This window comes from Cupriavidus sp. FW305-F7 (assembly GCF_058782875.1).
On sequence record NZ_JBYSYC010000020.1, the window covers coordinates 101654 to 123480 of the forward strand.

Here is a 21827-nt window from a genome sequence, read left to right on the forward strand (position 1 = left end):
CGATGAACGAACAAGACACCCGCGCCACGCCGGCCGGCCCGCTGGACGGCATCCGCGTGCTGGACCTCACTGCGGTCGTGCTCGGGCCGCTGGCCACGCAGGTGCTGGCCGACTTTGGCGCCGACGTGATCAAGATCGAAGGGCCTGAAGGCGACCTGATGCGCGCCAACGGCGTCTCGCAGCATGCCGGCATGAGCTCGATCTACCTGGCGCTGAACCGCAACAAGCGCTCGGTCGTGCTCGACCTGAAGACCCCCGAGGGCGCCGAGGCGCTGCGCGGGCTGATCGCCAGCGCCGACGTGCTGGTGCACAACATGCGCGTAGCCGCGATCGAGCGGCTGGGCTTCGGCTATGCCGAGGTGGCGCGCATCAACCCGCGCATCGTCTACTGCGTGGCCACCGGCTTCGGCCAGGACGGCCCGCACTGCGACAAGCCGGCCTTCGACGACATCATCCAGGCCGGCTGCGGGCTGGTCGCGCTGGGTTCCACCACCGGCGATCGCCCCGAGTACGTGCCCAGCCTGATCGCCGACAAGACCACCGGGCTGGCCCTGGCCAACGCCGTGCTGGCAGCCCTGCTGTACCGCGAGCGCCATGGCGTCGGCCAGTCGGTGGAGGTGCCGATGCTGGAGACCATGACCGCGTTCGTGATGGCCGAGCACCTGGGCGGCCTGACCTTCGAGCCCGCGCCGGCCGGTGCCGGCTACGCCCGCCTGCTGCAAGGCGGGCGCCGCCCCGCGCCGACCCGAGACGGCTGGATCTGCGCCCTGCCCTACACCGAGCGCCACTGGCAAGCCTTCTTCCGCGCGGTGGGCCGCGACGACCTGGCCGAGCGCTACGAAGTGGCCGACCGCGCGCAGCGCAACGCCAATATCCGCGCGCTGTACGGTCACCTGGCCGAGCTGACGCCGGCGCGCACTACCGACGAATGGATGGCGTTGTTCGAGTCGCTCGACATCCCCGCCACGCCGATCTATGGCCTGGACGCACTGGTCGAGCATCCGCACCTGCGCGCCGTCGGCCTGTTCCAGGAAACGCAGCACCCCACCGAAGGCCCGCTGCGCGAAGTGCGCCCCGCCGCGCGCTTCTCGGCCACGCCGCTGTCGCTGCGCCGTCATGCGCCGGGGCTGGGCGAACACACCGCCGAAGTCCTGCAGGAGCTGGGCCTCGCGCACGGCGTCAGCCAACGATAACGAATCAGCAGGAGACAGGCATGAACTTTGAACTGGACGAAGAACACGGGATGCTCAAGGACCTGGTCGCGCGCTTTGTGCGCGACCAGCTGATCCCGCTGGAACCCGCGGTGCTGGCGCGCGAAGCCGCCGGCGGGCAGATGACGCTGCTGCCGGAAGAGCACGCGCGGCTTGATGCGATGTCGCGCGAACTGGGCCTGTGGGGCCTGGATGCGCCCACGGAGATGGGCGGCGCCGACCTGCCCACGGTGGCGATGGTGGGCGTCAACGAAGAACTTGGCAAGACCATCACGCCCTACGAACTGCCGCCGGACTCGCCCAACCTGCGCATGCTGATGCTGAGCGCCAGCGAGGCCCAGCGTGAGCGCTACCTGGCCCCTTACGCGCGCGGCGAGACCGTGTCGGCCATCGCCATTTCCGAACCCGGCGCCGGCGGCGACCCCGCCATGATGACCACGCGCGCCGAACGCGACGGCGACCAATGGGTGCTGAACGGCCGCAAGATCTGGATCAGCCGCGCAGCACGCGCCGACTGGACCATCGTCATGGCCGTAACCGACAAGGCCAGGGGTGCGCGCGGCGGCATCTCGGCCTTTATCGTCGAGCGCGGCACGCCGGGCTTCAAGGTGGAGCGCCGCATCCCGATGATCGGCGGCGCATCGACTTACGAGGTGGTGTTGGAAGACTGCCGCATCCCCGCCGCGCAGCTGCTGGGCACCGAGGGCCAGGGCTTTGCGCCGATGCAGGCGCGGCTGTCCACGCGCCGCGTGCAGATGGCCGCGTGGTGCATCGGCCGGGCGCAGCGGGCACTGGACATGATCTGCGAGTACGCGCCGCAGCGCCAGACCTTCGGCGCGCCGCTGGCGCAGCGCCAGGCGATCCAGTGGTGGGTGGCCGACGCCGCCACGCGCATCCACGCCTGCCGCCTGATGACCTACGAAGCCGCCAGCCGCATCGACGCCGGCGACGAGGCGCGCACGCAGGTATCGATGATCAAGGTATTCGCCACCGAGATGGCCTGGGACGTGATCGACCACGCCATGCAGACCTTCGGTGCGATGGGCATGACCAAGGAGCTGCCGCTGCAGCAGATGGCCAACGAGACCCGTTTGATGCGCATCTACGAAGGGCCCAGCGAGGTGCACCGCTGGGTCATCGCCCGCGACCTGCTCGGGCTGCGCCGCTAAAGCCCCCCCGTTTATCCCCTTGCACCGGCGGGAACACGCCGGGCTTTCCACGCTCAGGAGACACCATGCAACAGGCTTTCCGTTCCCGCCGCCGCTTCCTCGGACTGGCTGCCGCCGCGCTGGCGGCCATCGGCACCGCTACGCCGCTGGCGGCGCCCGCCGCAGAGTCCGCCGACGCCTTTCCTGCCCGCCCGATCCGCTTTATCGTGCCCTTCCCTTCCGGCAGCGGCACCGACACCACCGCGCGCATGTTCGCCAAGAAGATCGGCGAGCTGACCGGCCAGGGCGTGGTGGTGGAGAACAAGCCCGGCGGCAACGGCTTTATCGGCGTGCAGACCGCGCTGAACGCGCCGGCCGACGGCTACACCGTCTTTATCGGCAGCAATTCCACGCTGTCGACCAATGCCGCCACCTTCCGCAAGCTGCCGTATGACCCGTTGACGGATTTCGTGCCGATCACGCTGCTGTCGCGCGGGCCATGCGTGATCATCGTGCCGGCAAGCTCGCCCTACCGCACGCTGACGGAGCTGCTGGAAGATGCCCGCAAGCGCCCCGGCGCGCTCAACTACGGCACGGGCTCGATCTCCTACACGCTCTACTCCGAGTGGCTCAACGAACTGGCCCGCATCAAGACCACTGCCGTGCCGTACAAGGGCGCGGGCGATGCCATCAACGGCGTGATGGCGGCCAATGTCGACTTCGCCGTGGTGGATGCCACCGGCGCCATCGAACTGGTCCGTGGCGGTAAGGTCCGCGCGCTGGCCTACACCGCGCCGCAGCGCTCGCCGCTGCTGCCGGACGTGCCCTCCATCGTCGAAGCCGGCCTGCCGGACTTCCTGGCCTACAACTGGGTGGCCGCGGCGGTCTCGGCAAAGACCCCGCCGGCGGTGGTGAAGCGGTTGCTGGACCTGTTTGCGCAGGCCGGCAACGCGCCCGACGTGCGCGAGTACTACACGCGCCAGTCGACCAAGCTGATCCTGTCGTCGCCGGCCGAGATGCTGCAGTACCAGAAGGACGAGATCCAGCGCTGGAAGCGGCTGGCGGCGGTGGCGAAGATCCCGCTGCAGTAGTCGCTTCCCCCCCGGGGCCTGACGGCTCAGCGGCTGTGCTCGCGCAGCAGCACCGTCAGGCGCTGCGCCAGCGGCGACAGGTAGGCGCCCTCGCGCGAGATCACGCCGATGTTACGGCGCAGGTCCAGCTCCTCCACGCCCAGCGGCAGTACGCGCAGGCCGTGCTGCATGGCATCGCCGCCTTCATTGGCGATGCTCAGCATCTGCGTACCCTGCATCAGCGCAAACAGCGAACTGCTGCCAAAGTCGATCTCGATGCGCGGCTGCGGCTCCGGCAGGCCGCGCTGGCGGAACGCCGCGTCGACCTGTTGGCGCAGTGTGATATGCCCTTCGGGCAGCAGCCATTCCTGGTCCGCCAGGTCCGCCAGCCGCAGCTTGCGCCGCTGCAGCAAGACATGGCCTTCGTCAGCTACCACCACCAGCCGGTCGTCAAAGAGTGGCTGCACCGCCAGGCCGGTCGATGAGGCTGCCGAAGGCGCCGGCGCCACCGCCACATCCAGTTCCCCCGCCGCCAGCAGGTCCAGCAGGTCGCGCGCCAGCCTGCGGCGCAGCCGCAGCCGTGCCACGGGACGCTCGCGCACCAGTTGCCGGCAAGCGCCAAGGATCATGCTGCCCGGGATCGACGGCGAATAGCCCACGCGCAGGATGCCCTGCTCGCCGGTGCGGATGCCCAGCATCTCCTTGATGCCGTCCTCGTATTCCAGTTGGATGCGCCGCGCCCGCTCCAGGAAGCGCGTGCCTGCGTAGGTGGCGGTCATGCCGTTGGCGGTGCGCTCGAACAGCGGCAGCCCCGCCTGCGTCTCCACCCGCTGCACCGCCTTGGTCAGCGCCGGCTGGCTGATCCCCAGCGCGTCGGCGGCACGGCCGATGCCGCCGTGCGCCGCCACGGCGAGGATGTATTCGATGTCTCGCGTCTCCATTGCATCACATTCCTGATGGTTATGACTTTATAGCCAACGCGTCATTGTGGTGATGCCTGCCATCTTACAGACTACGGCGCACGAGCACACGTAAAAGCGCTCGCCAGGATCATCAAGCATCAACGGAGACAGCATGGGTTTCGCGTATTTCCTGCGCCGCGCCGCGCGCTACTGGGGCGACCAGCCCGCCATCCTCTACCAGGACCGGGAGGTGACCTATCGCCAGCTGGACGAACGTTCCACGCGCCTGGCCAATGCGCTGCTGGCACTGTGCCTGCAGCCCGGCGACCGCGTGGCGGTGCAGTCGCGCAACCGGCCCGAGCTGGTCGAACTGGAATGCGCGCTGTACAAGGCCGGACTGGTCAAGGCGGCGCTCAACCCGCGCTTCACCGCGGCCGAGGCCAGCGACGTGGTAGAGAACTGCACCCCGCGCGTGCTGATCGCCGGCCCCGGCTACACCGGCTATGCGCGCACCACGGCGGGCTTTGGCAGCATCGAGACCTTTATCGCCATCGGCGATGCGCCGGCGGGCTATGTCGAATATGAAGCGCTGCTGGCCAACGCCGGCACCACGCCGCCGGACATCACCCCTGCCCCCGACGACCTGGCCGTGCTGCATTTCTCGTCCGGCTCCACCGGCAAGATCAAGGCTGCCATGCAGAGCTACGGCAACCGCATGGCGGCGCTGCGCAAGATGGTGTCCGGCATGGACCGCCCGGCCCGCCCCGGCGACCGGCTGGCGCTGATCGGGCCGGTCACGCACGCCTCCGGCATGCTGATGCAGCCCTACCTGTACCAGGGCGCCACGCTGGTGCTGTTCGAGAAATTCGAGCCTGCGCACTTCCTGGCCGAGGTGGCGCGGCTGCGCATCACCCACGTGTTCATGGTCCCGGCCATGATCAACATGCTGCTGGCCGAGCCCACGCTGGCGCAAGCCGACCTGTCCAGCCTGAAGACCCTGGCCTACGGCGCCGCCCCGATGGCGCCGGCACGCATCCGCGAGGCCTGGGAGCGCATCGGCCCGATCCTGTCGCAGGGCTATGGCGCCAGCGAATCGACCTCCGGCGTGACGCGCCTGTCCACCACCGACCATGCTGACGCCATCGCCAACCACCCTGAGCGCCTGGCCTCCTGCGGCCGCGCCCTCGGCGAGACCGAAGTGCGCGTGGTCGACGAGCAAGGCAAGGAGGTTGCCGTGGGCGAGATCGGCGAACTGGTGATCCGCGGCGAAGACGTGTTCCACGGCTACTTCAACGAGCCCGCGCTGACGCGCGAGACCGTCATCGACGGCTGGCTGCACACCGGCGACATGGCGCGCGTGGACGAGGCCGGTTACCTGTACCTGGTCGACCGCAAGAAAGACATGATCATCTCCGGCGGCTTCAACGTCTATCCGACCGAGGTGGAAGCCACGCTGTACCAGCACCCCGACGTGCTGGAAGCGTGCGTCATCAGCGTGCCGGACGACACCTGGGGTGAAAGCGTCAAGGCCGTGGTCACGCTGCGCCCCGGGCGCGAGGCCACCGCCCAGCAGCTGATCGCGCACTGCCGCGAGCGCATAGCCGACTACAAGTCGCCGCGCTCGGTGGACTTTGTCGCCGAGCTGCCCAAGAACGCCAGCGGCAAGCTGGCCCGCAAGATCGTGCGCGAACGCTACTGGCAAGGCGTCGGGCGCCGCGTGAATTGAGAACTGAGCTGAAGGAGCCCGCCATGTTCGATCACCTGACCAATCCCGTACTGCTGGAAACCCGCGCCGGCATCCGCCGCTTTATCGACGAAGAGCTGCGCCCGCTGGAACAGGAACTCGGCCTCGGTTCTGAAAACCCATGGCCGCGCGAGACCCTGCGCAAGGTCTGGCGCCGCTCCAGCGAGCTGGGCTTCTACGCCGCCTGCCTGCCGACATCGCTCGGCGGCAAGGGCCTGAACATCCAGGAGCAATGCGCGCTCAAGGCCGACCTGGCCGCCAGCGGCTCCACCCTGGCGGCGCACGTGCTGGGCGACCTGGGCGGCCCGCCGCGCGTGGGCAATATGCTCAAGTACGCCACGCCCGACCAGCTCAAGCGCTACTTCGAGCCCGTGATCCGCGGCGAGAAGTCGACCTGCTTCGCACTGACGGAAACGCATTCCGGCTCCGACGCGCAAAGCATCAGGACCTCGGCCGTGGCCGATGGTGACGAGCTGGTCATCAACGGCGGCAAGCACTACATCAGCGGTGCGCCATTCGCCGACTTTGCCATCGTCATGTGCGTGACCGACGCCACCACCACGCCGCCGGCCATCACCGCGGTGCTGGTCGACCTGGACCTGCCGGGCGTGACGGTGAGCAACGAGTACGTGCCGATGTCGGGCCAGCATATCGACGGCGACATCCGCTTCGAGAACGTGCGCGTGCCGCGCGCCAATATCTTTGGCGGCGAAGGCAACGGCTTCAAGCTGGGCATGTCGCGCATCAACGTGAACCGCCTGCTGCACTGCCCCAGCATGCTGGGTCTGGCCACCAAGGCATATGAGTCGTCGGTGGCATACGCCGGCCAGCGCCGCCAGTTCGGCGGGCCGATCGCGCGCTTCCAGGCGATCCAGCACATGCTGGCCGACATGGCCGCCGCGCTGTGGGCCTGCGAAAGCATGATCACGCATACCGCCGCGCTGGCCGATGCCGGCGCCGACCTGCGCATGAAGGCCGCGGCGTGCAAGCTCTTTGTCTCGGAGCGCTGCTTCGAGGTGGCGGACAAGGCCGTGCAGATCCACGGCAATGTCGGCGTCACGCGCGGCCACCCGGTGGAGCAGACCTTCCGCAAACTGCGCATGTTCCGCATCTTCACCGGCACCAGCGAGATCCAGCGCAACACCATTGCGCGCGCTATCCTGGAACCGCTGCAGCAGCAGAAGGCCTGAGCGTGCCGGCGGCACGGTCGCCGCCGGCGAGAAGACCATACGACAAGACCACGGAGACCAAGCATGAACCGCCGAAACTGGCTTGCCACCGCCGGCGCCGCCGCGCTGGGCAGCCTGCTGCTGCCGGCCCGCGCCGCCAATGCATCATCCAGCTACCCCAACCGCCCGATCCGGCTGATCGTTCCGTTTATCGCCGGCAGTACGCCCGACAACGTCGCCCGCACGCTGTCGGCGGAGATGGGCAAGAAGCTCGGCCAGCCGCTGGTGGTCGAGAACATGCCCGGCGCCGGCGGCATCATCGGCGCCAGTGCGCTGCGCCGTGCCGCGCCCGATGGCTATACGCTGGGCATCCTGGCCAATACGCACGTGATCAACGTGCACATGTACCGCAAGATGCCGTATGACCCGGCGCAGGATTTCACGCCGATCACGGCCCTGTCGGGCGGACCGTCCGCGCTGGTGGTGCCCGTTTCGTCGCCCTACAAGACCGCTGCCGAACTGATCGCCGCCATGAAGAAGGCGCCGGGCAAGTTCAACTACGGCTCCGGCGGCAAGGGCAGCATCGCCCATCTTGCGGTGGAAACCATGCTGCACCAGACCGGCTGCGACGCCGTGCACATCCCTTACAAGGGTGCGCCGGAGATCATCACCGCCATGCTGACCGGACAAACCCAGTTCGGCATGCCCGTGCTCGGCACCGCGACACAGTACGTACGCAATAACCAGGTCAGGGTGCTTGCCGTCACTGCGGCCGCACGCTCGCCGTTTTTCCCGGACGTGCCGACCATGGCCGAAGCCCTGCCCCCGGGCTTTGTCATCGACAACTGGAGCGGCCTGTTCGCACCGGCCAACTTCCCGGCCGAACTGGCGCAGAAGCTGCACGCCGCGATCGGTGCCCTGCAAAGCGCCGGCGTGTTCGATGCCCAGCTCAAGGCCAATGCCGGCGAGCTGCGCCGCAGCGCCTCGCCAGCACAGTTCGCCACCTTGGTCGCCAGCGACAACGCGCGTTACGGCGACCTGATGAAGTCGATCGGCATGGTTGGCGACCTGGGCTGAGCGTCCTGCCCGCCCCGCGCCGCACGCTACCTTCCGCGCGTGCGGCACCCCTTCTTCCCTTCTCCCCCCAAGGCCCTGTATGAAGCCAGAATGGTCCTGCCTCAAGGACGTCACCATCATCGACGTCAGCCAGTTGCTGCCCGGTCCGCATGCATGCAGCCTGCTGCGACAACTAGGCGCGGATGTGATCAAGGTGGAGCAGCCCGGCACCGGCGACACCGCGCGGCAGCTTGGTCCAACGGTGTTTGCGCAGTTCAACCGCGGCAAGCGCTCGATTGCGCTGGACTTGAAGACCGATGCAGGCCGTGAGGCCTTCCTTGACCTGGTGCGCAATGCCGATGCCGTAGTGGAAGGCTTCCGCCCCGGCGTGATGGCGCGGCTTGGGCTGGGCTATGAAGCGCTGGCGGCGGTCAATCCGGCTATCGTGCTGTGTTCGGTCTCTGGCTTTGGCCAGACTGGCCCGTATGCCAGCCACGCCGGGCATGACCTGAACTACCTGGCGCTGGCTGGATATTGGGCGACGCCGGTGCAGGTGCACGATACGGTCTCGCGCCCGCGCGTGCGGGTGTCGGATTACGCCGCATCCGGTTACGCGGCGCTGTCGCTTGCGGTGGCGATCATGAGTGCGCGCCAGAATGGACAGGGTCAACATCTGGACGTCTCGATCCATGACGCGATCCTGTCGTGGACCGCCCATGGCGCCTGGGCCGCGCGCGGGCATGAGGCATCGCCCCAAGCATCCCCTACCGTGATGCCGGAGAACGATCTCTTCGAAACACGTGATGGCCGGCATCTGGCGATGGGCATCCTGGAGAACAAATTCTGGGTCAACCTGTGCGAGGCGCTGGGCGATGAGTTCCCTGCCCTGCGCGATCCGCGCTTTGACACGCGTGGTGTGCGGTACGGGCACAAGGTTGAGGTCAATGACCTGATGGCAGCGGTGTTCCGCACGCGCAACCTGGCCGAGTGGGAGGCGTTCTTCGGGCCGCTGGATATTCCGTTCTCGCCGGTGCTGGGGGCGACGGCGCTGTTTGAGGATCCGCATGTACAGGCGCGGGACGTGGTTCGGCCGGTGCCCGGGGAAGGCGGGATTGCTGTGAATTTTCCGGTGAGGTTCTCGCTGGGGTTGCCGGAGGGGGAGGATTTTGTGGCTCAGGTGGGGGAGCACAATGCGGATCCCCAATCCTCTAACCCCACAAATATCTAGCATGACCGTTCAGTCGCGCGCCGACGTCCCTTTCAGCCGCTTGAGGAACCACCGGGCGGCGGGGCCCGGCGGCGCGTCCTTGCGATACACGGCAAACATGGCAATCGGTGGGGTCCGGGGCTGAAAGCTCTCCAGTCTCAGTGGCACCAGCGTGCCCTGGTCGAGATCCGGCTGCACCATTGCCACGGGCATATGTCCCCAGCCAAAGCCGGCGCGCAGGAATGCATGCTTCGCGCCAAGGTCGGCCAGGCGCCAGGTCAAAGGGGAGAACACGCCGTAGGCCCTTCCCTCGCTTAGCGTGGTCCGGTCCGTGAGCACCAACTGGACGTGATCCTCCAGTTCGGCTGCCCGGATCAGCCTCTTCCTTGCCGCCAGCGGATGCTGCGGCGCCACGACCGTGACCATTGGCACATCGAGCAGCTTTTCGGCTTCCAGCGCCTGCGGAACCACCGGCATGGAGCCGCTGATGCCAAGCCGGCAAACGTTCTCGAGCACCGGCCGCAGGACTGCCCCCAGCGCCTCGACGTACAGGCGCAGCGGCGTATGGGGAAAGGCTTCGCGAAACTCCCCCACGGCCCCGGTCAGCGAAGCCATCGGATACATCACGTCCACGACCACTGACAACTCGGGCTCCAGCCCCTCCGCCATGGCGCGTGCCTTGGACTTGAACCCATCCATGCCGCTCACCACCAGGCGCGCTTGCGCCAGCAGGGCGGTGCCCTGCTCCGTGAGGCGCGGATAGCGGCCACCCCGGTCGAACAGGCGCACGTCGATCTGCGCCTCCAGGTTGGCCAGCGTATGGCTCACCACCGACTGCGCGCGCCGCAGCTTGCGGCCCGCCGCGGAGAAGCTTCCTTCGTCGGCGGCAGCAATAAAGGTGCGCAACTGGTCCAACGAGACGCCATCGAGCATGTATCTACTCCATAGATGGATAACATCTACAAATATAGGCTACCAAGATGGATGTCAAGCGCCTACTCTCCCCTCATGCCATCTGCAAGGCCGCTTCTCCACTCTCTCCATCGAGGACCCATCATGAACTCCAAGCAAAACCTGTCGCATTCATCCCTTCCACTGATCGGCCGCATCCTTGTCGCCGCCATCTTCCTTGTCAGTGGGGTTGGCAAGCTGATAGCGCCGGGTGCCACCCTGGCCTACATCACATCGCTCGGCCTGCCTGCGCCGACGCTGGGCTTCGCCGGCGCGCTGGTGCTCGAACTGGCAGGCGGCGCACTCCTGATTGCCGGCTATCGCACGCGCGCCGTCGCGGCAATGCTTGCCGTCTACTCCGTGGCAACCGCGCTGATCTTCCACCACGCGCTCGGCGACCAGAACCAGATGTTCCACTTCCTGAAGAACCTGGCCATGGCCGGCGGGCTCCTGCAACTGGTGGCCAACGGCGCTGGCGCGTTCAGCCTGGACGAACGCCACACGACGTCCACACGGCTGGCCCACGCCAACTGATCTCGGTCGATACGGCCTTCGCTGCCGAAGGGCTGGCAGGCTCCACAGGGGAACATCATGAACAACGCAGCAGCACTACTGACCCAGCATTTCGAATCGCTTGTGGACAATCACGAGCGGTGGAAGGAACTGATTGCCGACGACATCGTGTGGAATCTTCCCTACGCGCCGAGCCTGGGCCACCCGCGTCAACTGGCTGGCAGGGAAGCCGTCATCAGGCATGCCCAGTGGTTCATCAGCGAGGTATCCGGCTTCCGCTTCTACGATGCGCAGGTCTCGGCACTGGCCGATCCAGGAATGTCCGTCGGCGTGGTGCGTGCCAAAGGCCTGATCCGATCGACCGGCCGGCCCTATGAACAGGAATATGTCGTCTTCCTGACCGTCAGGAACGGCAAGATCGCGCACCTTCGCGAGTACTTCAACCCGGTTCAGGCCGCAGTGGCGCTAGACGCGCCCATCGCGGTGGACTATGCAAGGAGCATCTGATGAAAGCCATACAAGTCGACGCATTCGGCGGCCCGCAGAATCTGGCACTCCGCGAAGTCGCGGATCCTCGCCCGGGCGACAATGAGGTGCTTGTCGACATCATGTCGACGTCGGTGAATCCCATCGACTGGAAGATCGTGTCCGGAGCAATGCGCAGCGTGATCCCGGTACCGCTACCGTTCACGCCCGGCGCCGATGCTGCCGGCACGGTGATCGCGGTGGGACGCAATGTCACGACCTTCGCACCCGGTGACGAAGTGATGGGGTTCATCGGGATTGCCGGGGGCTACGCGACCCGCGCCGCCGTCAGCGCGGAGCGGCTTGCGCGCAAGCCAGGGAATGTGCCGCTGATTGAAGCCGGGGCAATCCCGACCGTCGCACTGACCGCATGGCAGGCGCTGTTCGAACATGGCGGCCTTCGTACAGGACAGAAGATCCTCATCCATGCCGCGGCCGGCGGTGTCGGCAGCGTAGCGGTTCAGCTGGCCGCCCTGGCCGGCGCCGAGGTGATCGGCACCGCCTCCGCTGCCAACCTCGACTACGTGCGTAGCCTGGGCGCAACCGCCGTGATCGACTATGGCGCGGAGGATTTTGCCCGCCGGGTCGCGCAGGCGGATATGGTTCTCGACCTGGTCGGTGGCTACACGCAGGAGCAATCCTGGTTGGTCCTCAAGCCCGGCGGCGTCCTCGTCTCCAGCGTCAGTCAGCCAGACATACTGCGCTGCCGTGCGTCAGGCGCGGAGGGCAAACGCTTCTCCACCCGTCCTGACGGCCAGCAGCTCGCAGAGATCGCTGCCCTGTATGCGTCGGGCAAGCTGCGCACGCAGGTCGATTCGGTCTTTCCGCTTGACGAAGCATCGCACGCGATGAGCAGAAGCGTGACCAGGCATGCAAAAGGCAAGATCATCATCCAGATGGCGGATCAGCGATAACCGATAGCCGGGGGGGGGTCGCGCTCATGGCAGCGCGACACTCATGCCCCCATCGACCATCACCACGGCGCCGATGATGTAGCTGGCCTAATCCGATGTCAGGAACGCGATCACTTGCGCGATCTCCACGGGCGGCGCGGCGCGGCGCGGCGAATCTACGCATTCTTTCCATGCTCGGCCAGGAACGCAGGCCCGTCGGCGTGGATATGGTTGGTGATGTTCGCCACCACATCGCCAGAGCCCACTGCATTGACGCGAATCCCATGCTCGATGGCTTCCAGGGACAGCGCACGCGTCAGCTTGGCCAATGCTCCCTTCGAGGCGGCATAGGCGGCGATCGTCGGGAGGGCCTGGCGTTCGCATCGCTTCGATGTTCACTCAGTGATTTCCCACTCGCCTGAGTTGCCGCAAGCTTCGCTCGCCTCTTCCGAATGCGACGTCTCTTATCCCCTGCATGACGTCGGCAGGAAATACTGGTCGCGTTATCGACGAGTGATGCGGCCTATTCGCTCCGGCCAGTTCCGGTCGAATAGATGCAGACGCACGCGGGGCGTGGGCGCCCTGCTACAGCCCGAAGAACTTACAGCGAGCACCCCATCCAATGTCCTTTGTGTTACCAGTGCGGCCATAGGCGTGGTCAGGGATCATGGTTTATTGGGTATGGGATCGCAATAATTATTGAAATTCAATAATTCCAAATAAGTGCACTATGCCAAACATCTATCGCCGCCCCGCTCTGGCCGACCGGATGACCCGGCAATTGCTGCGCCCTAGGGTCTTGGACGAAGGGTTGCGCTCCGGCCTATTCCTGTCCGGACTGCGGCGCACCGGCAAGACGACATTCTTGATCAATGACCTCGTCCCGGCTCTTGAGGCAGACAGCGCGATCCTGATCTATGTGGACCTGTGCCACGCTGGCACAGGCGCTGGCGGAAGTGGTCGACAAGGCGAAGACCAACGTTGTCCTGATCGTAGATGAGGTGCAGCATGCCATTACATCCGAGGAGGGCAACCGGATGCTGCTGGCGCTCAAGGCTGTGGGTGGGCGTACGTCAGCTAGATCGTCAGATAGGCAGCCAGTTCGATCAGCTGACAGCCCTTTCACGCTTCACAGCTAGTACGGTCTCACCGCTGCGGCTCCTGTTGCTTGTCGCCGCACGCGTTGCGCAAGTGCACATCCCCGTCGTGACGATGTATGTGCAATTCGGCGTTCTCTCGCATGGCCACCTCCCACCCCGCAGCGATTGCCGCTTCCATGGTCGGAAATCTCTGGGTTTTTATATTGAGGCCGCCGAATTCCAATGCCCAACCATCTTCTGCGGGTAGAACGCGAATGATCCGCGATTGCATAATGACCCCTCTCTAAGTTTCCCGCGACATACAGCGGGCGTCGCGTACTGTCGAGCAAGAACATGCTCCCGCGGACATGCGTGGCTGGGTAAGAGCCGGGATCATCCGGGAGGAACCGCATCGAGGGTACGTCATGCATCGCTGTACCTGCGTCAACGAACACACGAGCAAGACTGCTGCTGCATGGGCGGGCACCTTTCGGTGCCATACGAGCAGAAGACGCAGCAATCACCGGCCTTGGGCCTTAGCACCGCGTGGCAGCGCTCGCACTCATAGCACCACTGGCAGGCATCAATGGGCATGGTTTCTTCTTTTGCATGCGCGCACTTGGGGCAGGTGATGATTGACTGCAGCTTGACGGCGCTCATCATTTCTCTTTGCCTCACGGCCGATGGGCAGTAGACGGTCACCGTGCCTGGCGACCCGATCTCCGGCGTTGCCCATCGCAACGCAATCCGTCCTTCCCGTATGTGCGGTTTAGGCGTAGCCTAGGTCCGTACCAAGGTACGGAGTCAAGCGATGGACCACACACTAACAATCGGGAAGCTGGCCAAGGCGGCTGGTGTTGGCGTGGAGACGGTACGTTACTACCATCGGTGCGGCCTGCTGCCGGTGCCGGAGCGTGCCTATGGCGCCATTCGACAGTATTCGCAACAGAGCTTGCAGCGGCTTCATTTCATTCGCCAGGCCCAGTCGCTCGGGTTCACCCTGGATGAAGTCCGGGTACTGCTGCGACAGAACGATGGCGGGACGTGCAGCACAGCCCGCGCACTGGCCGAGCAAAAGCTCAGTCTTGTGGAGGAAAGATTGAAGGATTTGCGACGATTGCGAGCGGAACTGAAGAATCTCATTGGGCAATGCCACGCCAATGGCAATGAGGCTTCTTGTCCCTTGATTGACTCTTTGTCCGCCAACATCGGTAGAGAGGCTTAGGATCGGACCTGATACGACATGCAACGGAAAGGTGGGCCGGCCAACGGCAAACAGCGTGACAGGTGGTCCGGCGCGGACAAGCCGCGTTGAGGCTGGCGCACCTGTGGGCGGCGAGCCGGACGAAGCCTCGTCAGGCCGGGCGCCCACAGGCTGTCTTCAGTTCACCGTAACACCCCCAATCCCCTGTACCGCCTGCTGCCAGCGCGTGCGCTCTTCTTCCAGCACGCGGCCCGCTTCCGCCAGCCCCGTGCCGGCAGGCTCCCCTCCCTGCTCCCGCAACAGCGCAGCCATCTGCGGGGTCTTCACGATCTTGACGATTTCCGCGTTCAGGCGCTGCAGGATATCCGGGGGCGTGCCCGCCGGGGCATAGACTGCATGCCAACCCACCATCGACTCCAGCGCCGACATGCCCTGCTCGGTGAAGGTAGGGACTTTAGGCAGCAGGCTGGAACGGTCCTTTCCGGCAATGGCCAGGCCGCGGATCTTGCCGGCATCGATCAGGGGCTTGGCGGAGCCGGGTTCACCGAAGCCGGCCACCACCTGCCCGCTGGCGAGATCGTTCATGAAGCTGCCCTTGTAGGGAACGTGGACCAGGTCGATACCGGCCTTCTTGTTCAGATACTCGCCTGCGATATGCGCCGAGGAACCGGTACCGAAGGACGCAAACGCGAGCGACCCGGGGTTCTGCTTTGCATAGGCCACGAACTCCTGCAGCGTCTTCGCGGGCACCTTCGCGTTGACCAGCAGGATCAGGGATCGCTTGACCACCTGAGAGACCACCACCACGTCTTTCTTGGCATCGTACGGCAGGCTCTTGTAGGTCAGCGGATTGAGCACGATCGGGCCGGAGATGGAGTAGAGCAGCGTGTAGCCGTCTGGCGCGGCCTTGGCCACCGCGTCCGTGCCGATGATGCCCGAGGCCCCCGGCCGGTTCTCGACCACGATGGACTGTCCAAGCGCGGCGCCCAGCTTCTGGGCGAGCGGGCGCGCGATCGCATCGGGGCCGCCGCCCGGCGGATAAGGCACGATCAGCTTGATGGGCCTGGCCGGGTAGCCCGATGTGGATTCGGCTGCGATGGCAGGCACCACGGTGCAGGCGAACGTGATCAGACCCGCAACGAGGCGGCCGGCATGGCTTGACTTGAACATTTTGTCTCCTGGTTGGCGCTCTGGCGGCGCTCGCTATGCGGTTGACCGGGGCTATGCCGGCGGCTGATCCGATAACAAGGCTTGCGTGCGCAAGCGTGCGGCTTCGTATTCCCTGCATGTGGTGGCGATCAAGGCAGCCACGCTGCCAACGTCGGATACCCCTGAAACGGTATGTCCGGCGCTCCAGATATCGCTCCAGCGTTTGGGCTTGTCGTGCGCCTTTCCCCCGCCGAAGCGGGCCTTGGCTTCTTCAAACGTGACCGACTCGTCCAGCCCGTCAGCGTCGAGGCCCGCGGCCTCGATGGAAGGTCGCAGCATGTTGGTATCGAGCCCTGTGAACGCGCGCGTGCGCAGCACGTCGTCGAGGCGACTTGCCACCACCATCTCCTTGTGGCGTGCATCTGCCATGCTTTCCGCGGTGGCGATGAACTTGGTGCCCATATAGCCAAGGTCGCAGCCCAGCACCCGGGCAGCCCACAACGCGTGGCCGTCCGAGATGCCACCGGCCAGCACCAGCGGCCCGTCGTAGAAAGCCCGGACCGCACGCGCGAAGGCCATCCCGTTGGCCCATCCGGTCTGGCCGCCCGCGCCGGCACTGAGCAGCACCAGTCCGTCGGCGCCGGCCTGCAGCGCCTTCTCGGCGTGCGCGACCGAGGCTACGTCTGCCAGCACCATGCACCCGACGTCGTGCAACGGCCCGACCACCGCGGCTGGAGACCCCACGCTGGTGATGACCATTTCCACCCGATGGCGCACCAGGCAGGCCAGATCGTCCTGCAGCCGCGGCTGGCGGATGATCAGGTTGGGGCAGAACGGCGCCGGCTCGGCTTTGCCCGCTTCTCGCTCATCGAGGTCGGCGCGGATGGTCGTCAGCCACTGATCGAGTTCCTCCACCGTGCGCGCGTTGGCGGTCGGGAAGGCACCGACCACGCCGTTGCGGCAGGCAGCGGTCACCAGCGCCGGTCCGCTGATGCGCAGCATGGGCGCGGCGATCAGCGGCAGGCGCAAGCGCGGCCACGGCAGCTCCAGCCCGCCGGTTGCAATGGCGGACCTCATCGGCCCCGCCATTGCGGCTTGCGCTTTTCCGCGAAAGCGGCCAGGCCTTCCCGCCGGTCTTCGGAATCCAGGGCGCGCGCGGCGATCGGGGCCTGCTTCTGCCAGGCCTCCTCGTCGGTCCAGTTGGCGCTGCGGCGCATGATTTCCTTGCTCGCGGCCATGGCGAGCGGCGCGTTGACCAGCAAGCCCTCGGCGAGCGTGATGGCTTCCTGCAGCGCGGTGCCCGGCTCCACCAGACGGTTGGCGAGTCCGTGCTGATGGAAGAAGGCGGCGTCGCGGATCTCGCCAGACAGCGCCAACTCCATCGCGATATGGTAGGGAATGCGGCGCGGCAGCCGGAACAGGCCGCCGCCTACCGCCACCACGCTGTGGCGCACTTCCGGCAGGCCCATGAGGGCATTGCGCGCGGCCACGATCAGGTCGCAGGACAGGCAAAGCTCCAGCCCGCCGCCCACCGCATAGCCTTCCACCGCCGCGATCAGCGGCTTGCGCGGCGGGCGGCGGAACAGCCCGAAGCCGCCGCGGTCGTCGGTGGTGGCGCGCTCGCCGCGTGCCACGGCCTTCAGGTCCGCGCCGGTGGAAAAATTGCCATCGCTGCCAGTGAGGATGCCGATGAACAGGCTCTCTTCGTCATCGAGCAGGTCCATCGCGGCATTCATCTGCACCGCGGTTTCGGCATCGCACGCATTCTTGACCTGCGGGCGGTTGATGGTGACGATGAGCAGCGGACCGCGCCGCTCTGTCAGCACCTTGGGAGTATCGTCGTTCATGCGCACCTCACTGGGCAAAGGAGAAGCCGCCGTTGACCGGATAGGTCTGACCGGTGATCCAGGCACTGGCATCCGAAGCCAGGAAGAGCACCATGTTCGCCACGTCCTCGGGGCGCCCCGGCCGGCGGATGACGTACTTCTCCATCATCTTCTTCAGCCTGTCAGGATCGTCGGCCAGGCGCTTTTCGATCGCAGGAGTCGCCGTGGCCGCGATCGCCACGGTGTTGGCCGTGACCTGATAGCGCCCGAGCGTGCGGGCAATCGCGCGCATGAAGCCGGCAGCCCCTGCCTTGGCGCCGGAATAGATCTCAAGGCCCGGTTCGCCCACGCGTCCGGCATCGGAGATGATGGTGATGATGCGGCCGCGCTTGCGCTCGATCATGTCGGGGATGCAGGCGCTGGCGCAGTGGATCACCCCGTAGAAATTGACCTCGATCGCGCTATTCCAGGCCTCTCGTCCATGCTCCCAGAACGGCTTGCGCACGTCTGGCGACGGCGTCGCGCCATGGTTGCCGGCATTGTTGACCAGCACGTCGATGGGGCCGGCAAGTTCGCGTGCCTGCGCAACCATGCGCCTGACACTGTCGGCATCGGACACATCCGCCTGCACCGCAAACGCGTTGCCGCCGGCGTCCCGGATCGATTGCGCGACGGCTTGCGCGCGTTCGGCAAAGTAATCGTTGACGATCACCGCGGCAGCGCCGTGCCCGGCGAAGTGCCGGGCGATCTGCTCGCCCACACCCTGTCCGGCGCCTGTCACCAGCGCCACCTTGCCTTCGAGACTGAGTAGGTCGTTCATACGTGCCGCTCCTGTCCTTTCCAATAGGGATCCCGCAGTTCGCGCTTCAGGAGCTTGCCCATGGTGTTGCGCGGCAATTCCTGCATGAATTCGATACGGCGCGGCCGCTTGTACGAAGCGAGATGCTCCGCGCAGTGGGCCAGCACCTCATGCTCGCCGACGCGATGGCCGGGCTTGAGTTCGCAGAAGGCAAGCACCTGCTCGCCGAACTCGTCGTCGGGGATCCCGATCACCGCGGCGTCCAGGATGGAGGGATGCCTCAGCAGCGCCGCCTCGATCTCGGCCGGATAGATGTTCACGCCGCCGGAAATGATCATGTCCTTGGCGCGGTCGGTGATGAAGATGTACCCGTCCTCATCGAGATAGCCGACATCGCCGACGCGGAAGAAGCCCTCGGCGTCAACCGTGTCGGGGTCGAGCGGCGGCGCATTCAGGTAGTTGCGGATGGTCACCGGCGTGCGGATCCACAGTTCGCCGCGCTGGCCTGCCGGCAGGCAATGTCCTTGCGCGTCCCGGACCTGCACGATGACATGCCGGTGCGGCTTGCCGCTGGAACCCGGCTTGATGCGCTGCATCTCTGGCGGCAGCCGGGAAATCATGCCGACCTCGCTGGCGCCGTAGCCTTCCTGCAGGGTATCGGCGCCGAAGTAGCCGAGAATCCATTCCTTCAGCCCGTAGGGCACGGGAGCGGCCCCGATGCTGAGGCCACGGATCGACGAGACATCGTAGCGGGCCAGCACTTCGGCAGGCAGCGCCGCCAGGCGCTTGTACATGGTGGGCACGCCGGTCCAGGTAGTGACCTTGTGGCGGGCAATCAGTTGCAGCGTCTCTTCCGGCAGGAAGCGCCGCTGCAGTACGGTCTTGCCGCCACGACGCACGCACGCCCAGAACTGGGACGGGCCGGAACCGTGGTGGGCCGGCATGTTGATCAGGCTGACGCTCTCGCCGGCGCCGCCGCGGTAGGCCTCCACGGACTCGCGGTACTCGCGCATCGTCTGGGGATCGGTGCCGCGATGCATCGTCACCCCCTTGGGCAGCCCGGTGGTGCCTGAGGTGTAGATGATCAGCGGGGGCTCGGCCTGCGCATGGAGTGGTACATCGCTACTTTCGAGCAAGACGCTGTATGGCAGGAATCCGTCGGCGGGCGCGTCGATCGAGATGGCAAGCTTGATGGGCAACGCATCCAGCACGGGCTTCAACGCGGACGGATCGGCATCGTCGCAAAGGAACACCGTTGCCCTGCTGTCAGCCAGCACGTGGCGGCATTCTTCCGGTGTCAGCCGCCAGTTCAGCCCGAGCATCGTGCTGCCCAGCTTGGCTAGCGCACCGGCAACGATGGCCCATTCGAGCCGCACCTGGGTGCGCAGCACGACGATGTCGCCGGCACCGACCCCGCGTTCCCGCAATCCATGCGCGACGCGGTTGGCTACCTCGTTAAACGCCGCCCAGGTCAGGCTGCGCTCTCCTTCGACCAGGGCGACATCGTCGGGTTTTTCCGCCGCCCATCGTTCGATTCCAATCAGCATTGCTTGGTCCATGTCTCCTTACCTCGGCGATGTCGGGCGGGGTTGTTGCTGCTGCCCGAACCACAACTTGCTTGTTGTCGGACAAGAATATGTATTTGCTTGTTCATCAGCAAATAAGTGTATTCCCGGATTCCGCCGCGAAGGGCGCTCACTAAACTGGGCAGGGTTATCCAACTACTGGCGCCACCCCGAGTGGCGCATTCGCCATGACCCTGCCCTTACTGAAACCTGCGCTCTACCGCGCGCAGGGCACGCCGGCGCTGCCGGAACACCCCGCCCTGCTCGGCGGAACATGCCGCTGCGGCCATGTCTTTTACCCGTGGCAAAGCTATGGCTGCGAGCGCTGCGGCGCCACCGGCGACGCGCTGACGCCCGTGGCCCTGAGCGGACGCGGTCGGGTGGAATCCAGCGCGGTGGTGCATCTCCACGCCTCGCCAGCGCGGCAGGCGCCTTTCACGGTCACCGCGGTGAGGCTGGAAGACGGCCCCCTGGTGCGCACGCTTGCGCTCGGGAGCGAAGCTGGCCAGGGGACTGGGGGAACGAGGCTGGTGCCGGGCGATGCCGTCGTCGCAGTGCTCGCCGAGGTGTTGGACGGGCAGCAGGAAGGCAGCACGCAAGCGCGCGCGCTGGATCTTCGCTTTGTTCGCGTCGCCTGAACCGGAGGAACGGATCCCATGAGCGTTGCACTCACCACCCTTCGCCCGGTCTATGTCATCGGCATCGGCTTTCATCGCTACCAGCCGCTGAGCGAAACACCTTACGTTCAACTCGGGCTCACCGCCGCCCGCGCCGCGCTGGCCGATGCCGGCGTACCGTGGGAAGGCGTCCAGTCCGCCTATGTCGCCACGGCCTTGCTGCCGATGGCCGCCGGCCGGCCCATGCTGCGGCACCTCGGCGCCACCGGCATCCCCATCGTCCATATCGAGAACGCCTCTGCCTCCGGTTCGGCGGCATTTCGCCAGGCCTGCCTGGAAGTGGCGACGGGTCTCACTGACATGTCCCTCGCGCTTGGCGTCGACAAGCCGCGCACGCAGGGGCGCCCCGAACGCGCGGAACACCAGACTGGCATTGCCAGCCTGGCCGACGACGCCATCGTGCCATTCACGCATTTTGCGCTGCTGGCCGATGCCTACGCGCACCGCAACCGCGTGGCGGTCGAGGACATTGCCCTGGTGGCGGTGAAGAATCACCGCAACGGCGCCAGCAATCCGTTCGCACAGCGGCAGAAAGCACGCACGCTGGATGAGATCCTGGCGGGCAAGCCCATTGCCGGCAGCTTTACCGCGCTGCAGTGCACGCCGGTCGGAGAAGGTTCGGCCGCCGTCATCGTGGCTTCGGAAGCGGCACTCAGACGCTACGGCGTGGATCCGGGCCGGGCCATCCGGGTGCTGGCCTCGGCCGCGGGAAGCCAGCGCGTGTACGACGATCCTGCGCGCTATGACACGCTGCTGACGCAGGAAACGGTGCACCGGGCCCTGGCCGATGCCGGCGTTTCGCCACGGCAGCTCGATGTGGTCGAACTGCACGACGCTTTTACGGTAGAGGAACTGGAGTACCTGGAAGCGATTGGCGTGTGCGATGAAGGCCATGCCATGCCGCTACTCAAGGAAGGTGCGTTCGACATTGGCGGCCGTTGCGCCGTGAGCCCGTCCGGCGGGCTGATCGCCATGGGCCACCCGATCGGGCCCACCGGGATCGGGCAAGTAGGCGAGATCGTGCGGCAACTGCGGCACGAGGCCGGCGACCGGCAGCAAGCTTCTGCCCGTTACGGGCTGGCCCACATGGTCGGCCTGGGCGCCGTCTGCTACGCGCACGTGCTGGCGCGCCCCTGAAG

Annotated in this window: 22 protein-coding genes and 1 pseudogene; 13 read left to right on the forward strand and 10 right to left on the reverse strand. The window is 66.2% G+C overall.

The genetic code is table 11. The features are described 5' to 3' along the window. Nucleotides 1–2 precede the first annotated feature (2 nt). The 3 genes from AC3WL8_RS19750 (at nt 3) to AC3WL8_RS19760 (ending at nt 3450) form a co-directional block, all read left to right on the forward strand. Nucleotides 3–1193 carry a CaiB/BaiF CoA transferase family protein gene (locus AC3WL8_RS19750; protein ID WP_153955689.1) on the forward strand — a complete coding sequence of 397 codons (1191 nt, stop codon included), beginning with the start codon at nt 3–5 and terminating at the stop codon, nt 1191–1193. A 20-nt stretch (nt 1194–1213) separates the two neighbouring features. Beyond that, nucleotides 1214–2380: an acyl-CoA dehydrogenase family protein gene (locus tag AC3WL8_RS19755; RefSeq protein ID WP_013952559.1), complete on the forward strand. Its 1167-nt coding sequence runs from the start codon at nt 1214–1216 to the stop codon at nt 2378–2380. Nucleotides 2381–2445: 65 nt separating this feature from the next. Beyond that, a complete protein-coding gene (locus tag AC3WL8_RS19760) occupies nt 2446–3450 on the forward strand; it encodes a tripartite tricarboxylate transporter substrate binding protein (protein ID WP_013952558.1) in 1005 nt (334 codons plus the stop codon). Between the two features lie 26 nt (nt 3451–3476). On the opposite strand, the gene AC3WL8_RS19765 is transcribed toward AC3WL8_RS19760, so the two are convergent. Next, nucleotides 3477–4370 carry a LysR family transcriptional regulator gene (locus AC3WL8_RS19765; protein WP_492378671.1) on the reverse strand — a complete coding sequence of 298 codons (894 nt, stop codon included), beginning with the start codon at nt 4368–4370 and terminating at the stop codon, nt 3477–3479. A 133-nt stretch (nt 4371–4503) separates the two neighbouring features. Between AC3WL8_RS19765 and AC3WL8_RS19770 the strand changes: the two genes are divergently transcribed. The 4 genes from AC3WL8_RS19770 (at nt 4504) to AC3WL8_RS19785 (ending at nt 9528) form a co-directional block, all read left to right on the forward strand. Beyond that, nucleotides 4504–6057 (forward strand): AMP-binding protein, encoded by a 1554-nt coding sequence (locus tag AC3WL8_RS19770; protein ID WP_492378672.1) that lies wholly within the window; start codon nt 4504–4506, stop codon nt 6055–6057. Nucleotides 6058–6080: 23 nt separating this feature from the next. Further along, a complete protein-coding gene (locus AC3WL8_RS19775) occupies nt 6081–7265 on the forward strand; it encodes an acyl-CoA dehydrogenase family protein (RefSeq protein WP_492378673.1) in 1185 nt (394 codons plus the stop codon). A gap of 63 nt (nt 7266–7328) precedes the next feature. Continuing rightward, nucleotides 7329–8321: a tripartite tricarboxylate transporter substrate binding protein gene (locus AC3WL8_RS19780; protein ID WP_013952554.1), complete on the forward strand. Its 993-nt coding sequence runs from the start codon at nt 7329–7331 to the stop codon at nt 8319–8321. A 79-nt stretch (nt 8322–8400) separates the two neighbouring features. Beyond that, the gene (locus AC3WL8_RS19785) at nt 8401–9528 is read left to right on the forward strand and encodes a CaiB/BaiF CoA transferase family protein (RefSeq protein WP_492378674.1); all 1128 of its coding nucleotides are present in this window, start codon (nt 8401–8403) and stop codon (nt 9526–9528) included. A gap of 9 nt (nt 9529–9537) precedes the next feature. Here the strand turns inward: AC3WL8_RS19785 and AC3WL8_RS19790 are convergent, their stop codons facing one another. Next, nucleotides 9538–10440: a LysR family transcriptional regulator gene (locus AC3WL8_RS19790; protein WP_013952552.1), complete on the reverse strand. Its 903-nt coding sequence runs from the start codon at nt 10438–10440 to the stop codon at nt 9538–9540. A gap of 123 nt (nt 10441–10563) precedes the next feature. Here AC3WL8_RS19790 and AC3WL8_RS19795 point away from each other — a divergent pair, with 123 nt between their 5' ends. The 3 genes from AC3WL8_RS19795 to AC3WL8_RS19805 are packed head-to-tail and all read left to right on the forward strand — an operon-like array spanning nt 10564 to nt 12410. Further along, complete coding sequence (locus AC3WL8_RS19795) at nt 10564–10992, forward strand: DoxX family protein (RefSeq protein WP_013952551.1); 429 nt, start codon at nt 10564–10566, stop codon at nt 10990–10992. 57 nt (nt 10993–11049) lie between these two features. Further along, the gene (locus tag AC3WL8_RS19800; RefSeq protein WP_013952550.1) at nt 11050–11478 is read left to right on the forward strand and encodes a nuclear transport factor 2 family protein; all 429 of its coding nucleotides are present in this window, start codon (nt 11050–11052) and stop codon (nt 11476–11478) included. Then, on the forward strand, nt 11478–12410 hold the full coding sequence (locus tag AC3WL8_RS19805) for an NADP-dependent oxidoreductase (protein ID WP_013952549.1): 933 nt from the start codon (nt 11478–11480) through the stop codon (nt 12408–12410). Before AC3WL8_RS19800 ends, AC3WL8_RS19805 begins: the two co-directional genes overlap by 1 nt. A 24-nt stretch (nt 12411–12434) precedes the next feature. Here AC3WL8_RS19805 and AC3WL8_RS19810 read toward each other — a convergent pair. The 3 genes and pseudogenes from AC3WL8_RS19810 to AC3WL8_RS19820 form a co-directional block, all read right to left on the reverse strand. After that, nucleotides 12435–12763 (reverse strand): annotated as a pseudogene (locus AC3WL8_RS19810) (SDR family oxidoreductase); the annotation flags it as partial. A 772-nt stretch (nt 12764–13535) separates the two neighbouring features. Continuing rightward, a complete protein-coding gene (locus AC3WL8_RS19815) occupies nt 13536–13760 on the reverse strand; it encodes a DUF2188 domain-containing protein (RefSeq protein WP_041228584.1) in 225 nt (74 codons plus the stop codon). 152 nt (nt 13761–13912) lie between these two features. Beyond that, entirely contained in the window at nt 13913–14128 is a 216-nt protein-coding gene (locus tag AC3WL8_RS19820; protein WP_080569613.1) for a GDCCVxC domain-containing (seleno)protein, read from the reverse strand. 151 nt (nt 14129–14279) lie between these two features. Between AC3WL8_RS19820 and AC3WL8_RS19825 the strand changes: the two genes are divergently transcribed. Further along, on the forward strand, nt 14280–14693 hold the full coding sequence (locus tag AC3WL8_RS19825; protein WP_013952544.1) for a MerR family transcriptional regulator: 414 nt from the start codon (nt 14280–14282) through the stop codon (nt 14691–14693). Nucleotides 14694–14849: 156 nt separating this feature from the next. Here the strand turns inward: AC3WL8_RS19825 and AC3WL8_RS19830 are convergent, their stop codons facing one another. The 5 genes from AC3WL8_RS19830 to AC3WL8_RS19850 are packed head-to-tail and all read right to left on the reverse strand — an operon-like array spanning nt 14850 to nt 20005. Then, entirely contained in the window at nt 14850–15842 is a 993-nt protein-coding gene (locus tag AC3WL8_RS19830; protein ID WP_492378675.1) for a Bug family tripartite tricarboxylate transporter substrate binding protein, read from the reverse strand. A 51-nt stretch (nt 15843–15893) separates the two neighbouring features. Further along, a complete protein-coding gene (locus AC3WL8_RS19835) occupies nt 15894–16898 on the reverse strand; it encodes an NAD(P)H-dependent flavin oxidoreductase (RefSeq protein ID WP_148271650.1) in 1005 nt (334 codons plus the stop codon). Then, nucleotides 16895–17668, reverse strand: a complete 774-nt coding sequence (locus AC3WL8_RS19840; RefSeq protein ID WP_153955697.1) for a crotonase/enoyl-CoA hydratase family protein — start codon at nt 17666–17668, stop codon at nt 16895–16897. The genes AC3WL8_RS19835 and AC3WL8_RS19840 overlap by 4 nt, the downstream gene beginning before the upstream one ends. A gap of 7 nt (nt 17669–17675) precedes the next feature. Then, complete coding sequence (locus AC3WL8_RS19845) at nt 17676–18467, reverse strand: SDR family NAD(P)-dependent oxidoreductase (RefSeq protein ID WP_013952540.1); 792 nt, start codon at nt 18465–18467, stop codon at nt 17676–17678. Further along, complete coding sequence (locus tag AC3WL8_RS19850) at nt 18464–20005, reverse strand: class I adenylate-forming enzyme family protein (protein WP_492378676.1); 1542 nt, start codon at nt 20003–20005, stop codon at nt 18464–18466. Before AC3WL8_RS19850 ends, AC3WL8_RS19845 begins: the two co-directional genes overlap by 4 nt. Before the next feature lie 194 nt (nt 20006–20199). Between AC3WL8_RS19850 and AC3WL8_RS19855 the strand changes: the two genes are divergently transcribed. Beyond that, entirely contained in the window at nt 20200–20649 is a 450-nt protein-coding gene (locus AC3WL8_RS19855) for a Zn-ribbon domain-containing OB-fold protein (RefSeq protein ID WP_013952538.1), read from the forward strand. Nucleotides 20650–20667: 18 nt separating this feature from the next. Continuing rightward, the gene (locus AC3WL8_RS19860) at nt 20668–21825 is read left to right on the forward strand and encodes a thiolase family protein (RefSeq protein WP_153955700.1); all 1158 of its coding nucleotides are present in this window, start codon (nt 20668–20670) and stop codon (nt 21823–21825) included. Nucleotides 21826–21827: the final 2 nt, after the last annotated feature.

Excerpts from the sequence above, each read along its gene's own strand:
- AC3WL8_RS19800 (WP_013952550.1), top strand. The coding sequence starts at position 11,050 with ATGAACAACGCAGCAGCACTACTGACCCAGCATTTCGAATCGCTTGTG.
- AC3WL8_RS19860 (WP_153955700.1), top strand. The coding sequence starts at position 20,668 with ATGAGCGTTGCACTCACCACCCTTCGCCCGGTCTATGTCATCGGCATC.
- AC3WL8_RS19750 (WP_153955689.1), top strand. The coding sequence starts at position 3 with ATGAACGAACAAGACACCCGCGCCACGCCGGCCGGCCCGCTGGACGGC.
- AC3WL8_RS19805 (WP_013952549.1), top strand. The coding sequence starts at position 11,478 with ATGAAAGCCATACAAGTCGACGCATTCGGCGGCCCGCAGAATCTGGCA.
- AC3WL8_RS19755 (WP_013952559.1), top strand. The coding sequence starts at position 1,214 with ATGAACTTTGAACTGGACGAAGAACACGGGATGCTCAAGGACCTGGTC.
- AC3WL8_RS19795 (WP_013952551.1), top strand. The coding sequence starts at position 10,564 with ATGAACTCCAAGCAAAACCTGTCGCATTCATCCCTTCCACTGATCGGC.
- AC3WL8_RS19825 (WP_013952544.1), top strand. The coding sequence starts at position 14,280 with ATGGACCACACACTAACAATCGGGAAGCTGGCCAAGGCGGCTGGTGTT.
- AC3WL8_RS19775 (WP_492378673.1), top strand. The coding sequence starts at position 6,081 with ATGTTCGATCACCTGACCAATCCCGTACTGCTGGAAACCCGCGCCGGC.
- AC3WL8_RS19855 (WP_013952538.1), top strand. The coding sequence starts at position 20,200 with ATGACCCTGCCCTTACTGAAACCTGCGCTCTACCGCGCGCAGGGCACG.
- AC3WL8_RS19830 (WP_492378675.1), bottom strand. The coding sequence starts at position 15,842 with ATGTTCAAGTCAAGCCATGCCGGCCGCCTCGTTGCGGGTCTGATCACG.
- AC3WL8_RS19760 (WP_013952558.1), top strand. The coding sequence starts at position 2,446 with ATGCAACAGGCTTTCCGTTCCCGCCGCCGCTTCCTCGGACTGGCTGCC.
- AC3WL8_RS19785 (WP_492378674.1), top strand. The coding sequence starts at position 8,401 with ATGAAGCCAGAATGGTCCTGCCTCAAGGACGTCACCATCATCGACGTC.
- AC3WL8_RS19850 (WP_492378676.1), bottom strand. The coding sequence starts at position 20,005 with ATGGACCAAGCAATGCTGATTGGAATCGAACGATGGGCGGCGGAAAAA.
- AC3WL8_RS19835 (WP_148271650.1), bottom strand. The coding sequence starts at position 16,898 with ATGAGGTCCGCCATTGCAACCGGCGGGCTGGAGCTGCCGTGGCCGCGC.
- AC3WL8_RS19790 (WP_013952552.1), bottom strand. The coding sequence starts at position 10,440 with ATGCTCGATGGCGTCTCGTTGGACCAGTTGCGCACCTTTATTGCTGCC.
- AC3WL8_RS19770 (WP_492378672.1), top strand. The coding sequence starts at position 4,504 with ATGGGTTTCGCGTATTTCCTGCGCCGCGCCGCGCGCTACTGGGGCGAC.
- AC3WL8_RS19815 (WP_041228584.1), bottom strand. The coding sequence starts at position 13,760 with ATGCAATCGCGGATCATTCGCGTTCTACCCGCAGAAGATGGTTGGGCA.
- AC3WL8_RS19820 (WP_080569613.1), bottom strand. The coding sequence starts at position 14,128 with ATGAGCGCCGTCAAGCTGCAGTCAATCATCACCTGCCCCAAGTGCGCG.
- AC3WL8_RS19765 (WP_492378671.1), bottom strand. The coding sequence starts at position 4,370 with ATGGAGACGCGAGACATCGAATACATCCTCGCCGTGGCGGCGCACGGC.
- AC3WL8_RS19780 (WP_013952554.1), top strand. The coding sequence starts at position 7,329 with ATGAACCGCCGAAACTGGCTTGCCACCGCCGGCGCCGCCGCGCTGGGC.
- AC3WL8_RS19840 (WP_153955697.1), bottom strand. The coding sequence starts at position 17,668 with ATGAACGACGATACTCCCAAGGTGCTGACAGAGCGGCGCGGTCCGCTG.
- AC3WL8_RS19845 (WP_013952540.1), bottom strand. The coding sequence starts at position 18,467 with ATGAACGACCTACTCAGTCTCGAAGGCAAGGTGGCGCTGGTGACAGGC.